This window comes from Synechococcus sp. MU1655 (assembly GCF_023630655.1).
Lineage (GTDB): Bacteria > Cyanobacteriota > Cyanobacteriia > PCC-6307 > Cyanobiaceae > Synechococcus_C.
The window spans coordinates 1-3,374 of record NZ_JAKUHK010000228.1; the positions used below are offsets into that span (position 1 = coordinate 1).

Annotated in this window: 4 protein-coding genes; 1 reads left to right on the top strand and 3 read right to left on the bottom strand. The window is 56.5% G+C overall.

Translation table 11 applies throughout. The annotated features are described in order from the left end of the window. The 3 genes from NCN04_RS09755 to NCN04_RS09765 all read right to left on the bottom strand — a co-directional run. Window positions 1-520: purine nucleoside phosphorylase YfiH/LACC1 family protein (locus NCN04_RS09755; protein ID WP_250395967.1), on the bottom strand; the 520-nt coding region annotated here is incomplete at its 3' end. Further along, window positions 517-1,431, bottom strand: coding sequence for a Tab2 family RNA-binding protein (locus NCN04_RS09760; RefSeq protein WP_048346908.1), 915 nt, complete (start codon window positions 1,429-1,431; stop codon window positions 517-519). The genes NCN04_RS09755 and NCN04_RS09760, both read right to left, overlap by 4 nt. Beyond that, window positions 1,428-2,717 carry a S1 RNA-binding domain-containing protein gene (locus tag NCN04_RS09765; protein WP_048346907.1) on the bottom strand — a complete coding sequence of 430 codons (1,290 nt, stop codon included), beginning with the start codon at window positions 2,715-2,717 and terminating at the stop codon, window positions 1,428-1,430. The genes NCN04_RS09760 and NCN04_RS09765 overlap by 4 nt, the downstream gene beginning before the upstream one ends. 56 nt (window positions 2,718-2,773) lie before the next feature. On the opposite strand from NCN04_RS09765, the gene NCN04_RS09770 reads away from it, so the two are divergent. Beyond that, the coding region (locus tag NCN04_RS09770; protein WP_250395968.1) for a creatininase family protein at window positions 2,774-3,374 on the top strand (601 nt) is incomplete at its 3' end.

Below are 3,374 nucleotides of genomic sequence, written 5' to 3' on the forward strand. Positions count from 1 at the left end.
GTACCTGATAGAGAGCCCCACTGACCGCTGGACCAAGGGCCACAATCAGGTGCTCCGGCTTTGCTCCTCGCGTTGCTAATCGGTGGATTGCAGCAGGAAGAATCCCACTGGCGACCCCTCGCCAGCCTGCATGACAAGCAGCTACGTGGCCGCTGGTTGGGTCTGCAAGAAGAACAGGGGTGCAATCGGCGCCGCAAACCCAGAGGCTTTGCCCACCCCGGTCGCTGACGAGACCGTCGGCATCAGGCCATGGAGAACCGATGGCTTCTCCAGCATTGAGAACTCGGTTGCCGTGAACTTGTTGGGGGCGATGGACACTGACTCCGGCAGAGAGATAGGCCGCTAAGGAATCCGGCCCGCGGTTGTGCCAAAGACGAGTGAAAAACCCATGTTCGAACCCGGCGGCCTGTATCGCGTCTGAGGTGAGGTAATAACCGCCGTAGCAGCCCACCCATGTCCAATGCTCAAGGGTGTTAAACAGGTTGTCGGGCTGGCGGAATGGATCGGCAGCAGATGTCATGGCTCTGCTTGATCCCGCAGCATCCAAAAACCTTCAAAACGCTCGGCTTCGGGAGAGGTTTGAACAGCGATGAACTGCAAACCGTTTGCGTGCTCAGAAGCCTGTGTCATGACAGCTGAAACGTGCGTGGCTTCCTCTGAACTGAGGTCGCTCACGAGCCAGCAGTCATCCTGACCAGCGTCCAGGAGAAGTTGGGTGCCGATCACCTTGAGCCGAACTGGTTCAATCCCACCGAGGAGACCAGCAAGGGCTAATCCCCTGGTTTGGCTGAACAGGCGTAAGCCTGGGATGACTTGGTCATCCTTAATCGAGGTGGGAACTGGGAGCAGGCCGCGGAATCCGATCGGCCATTCGGCGGCTTCACGCAAGGCTGAAGCGGGAAGTTCGGCCCAATTCCAGGCATCACCGCGCACGGACTCAGGTAAGGGACGAGGAGGCGTGCTGACCGGTGCTGGCGGGGGAGCAAGAGGCCCTGCCATATACCCCTCTTCATTGGGGTAGAGATCCTGTTCGCGCTCAGCGATCCAATCCAACAGGGCGTAAGTTCGACGGCTTGGCACCATTTCGAGACCCAGTTCAGATGCAGCCCTCTGAACCATGGTGCGCATGGAGCTTCGCCACGAACGCAGCTTTCGAGGGACAGACCAACCTTGCTGTTCGGCGGCTGCAATGGCTTCTGTGAGAGCGCTGGTTAGCCAGGTGGAATTCACACTGCCGGCTGGACAGCGTTTTTCAAAGCGAAAACTGCTGGTCGTTCCCTCGCTGGGAGAACTGATGATCAGCAACTCCCAACGTTTTTTGCCATCAGGCTCGAGGATGGGTCTGGAATAAAAATCGAGTTCCCAGTCACTTGAAAGGATCGCGCTTGAATGATCACTCGCATCGTTGGGGATCTGTTCGGCGGAGATCATCCAGCTGATTGTTCCTGTTGCTTCAGGACGTTACGAGCCCTGTTGGCTCGATCGGCTGCTTCTGCCATCACTTTGTCTTTCTCAACAAGTAATTCCCCGGGCTGTCCTTCCAGCATTGCGGTATTTAATGCGATCCGTCCGCGACCAGGATCCAACTCCGTGATCAACGCTTTCACAGCGTCGCCTTGATCGAAAATTTCACGCATCGACCGCATGCTCCCTCCGGTAATGGCGGATTGATGCAAAAGGCCGCTGATCCCTCCGAGATCCACGAACAGTCCATAGGGCTTGATGGCGGCGACATGGCCTTCCACCAGTTGTCCAATTTCTAGCTCTGAGAAACGAGCGGCAGTGGCTGCTTTCTTCTCAGAAAGGACCAATTTCCGTGTTTCAGAGTTGACCTCGAGGAAGGCCACACCCAAGGTTTTCCCCACCAAGGTTTCATGGTTTTCGCCGTCTTGCAGTTGGGAACGGGGGATGAAGCCTCGTAGTCCTTCTAGATCGCAGGTCACACCACCACGGTTGAAACCAGTGACTTTGACCTGAGAAACTCTGCCGTCTTTTTCAAGCTGCTTCACCTTGTCCCAGCTCTGACGAAGAGCGAGCGCGCGGCAGCTGATGGTGACCATGCCATCAGCATTTTGTTCGCGAGTCACCAAGACTTCAATTTCGAGCCCCTTGGGGAATCTCTCCTTCAGGTTGGTGATCACTCCGAGACCACATTCGTTCTTGGGCATAAAGCCTGGGGCCTTGCCGCCGATGTCGACGTAAACACCATCGCTTTCCATCCCGATCACGGTTCCAGTCGCCACTTCACCTGTTGTGCCAACAGGTTCATTGGCATCGAGGGCGGCTAGAAAAGCACCTTCGTCAAAATCAAAGTCGTCGACACTTCGATTGGAGGTTTTGGCAGGACTTGGACTGGACTTGGAGGACTTTCCATTCGAATCGGATGGGCCGAGAAGATCGGCCATGCTCATGCCACTGAACTCATCAGTCCCAAAGCGAACATCGTCGTCGTCAACGGCCGAAGGCTTAGCCGTCGACGTTGGAGCCATGGGAGGCCTAGCCGTTGTGTTCTGAGCTCTTTGTGCAGCTTTCTCCAACTCCACAGCCCGTGCCATCGCCGCATCTGCGGCTGCTCGCGCTTCTTCGGCCTCACGATGGAGGCGGTCCTGTTCGTCTTTGCGGCTGATATGCATGACCTGCAATGGCTTGCGTGGGGGCTGCGCTGCCGGGCTTTGCCCCTTGCTGTCTATGGAATGTTGGCCTTCTGATCCCGCCATGGGTCTCAATATCCTCGATCAGCCAGTCTGGCAGGAAATGGGAGGCCTGTCGGCTCATGACTGCACAAGCTCACTTGGGTGTTTCAACGACACGACGCTTGGACAGGTTGAGTTGGCCAGAAGCGGAAAAGGCCCTGCAGCAATCCCGTTCCACCGTGGTTTGGCCGATGGGCGCTTTTGAACAACATGGCCCCCATCTTCCACTTGCTACTGACGCTTTATTTTCCGAGCGGATCCTCGCTTCTGTCTTGTCAGAGCTTGCGCCAAACGCCCCGATTTGGAGCCTTCCTTCGCAGTCGATTGGGTTCTCGCCAGAGCATTCAGGCTTTCCTGGAACCTTGAGCTTGTCCTCGGGATTGTTGACCCAGCTGATCATCGAGGTGGGCACGCAATTGTGTACCCAAGGGGCTAAGCGCTTGGTGTTGTTCAACGCCCATGGGGGGCAGATCGGATTGTTGCAGTCTGCGGCGAGGGAACTGCGTGTTCAATCGCCATCCATGGCGATTCTTCCTTGCTTCCTGTGGAGTGGTGTTCCAGGTTTAGATGCGTTAATTCCTGAAGATGAGCTACGGGGCGGTCTGCATGCTGCTCAGGCCGAGACAAGTTTGATGCTTGCTCTCGAGCCGGAGTTGGTGGGGGAGGCACGGCCTGTAGACG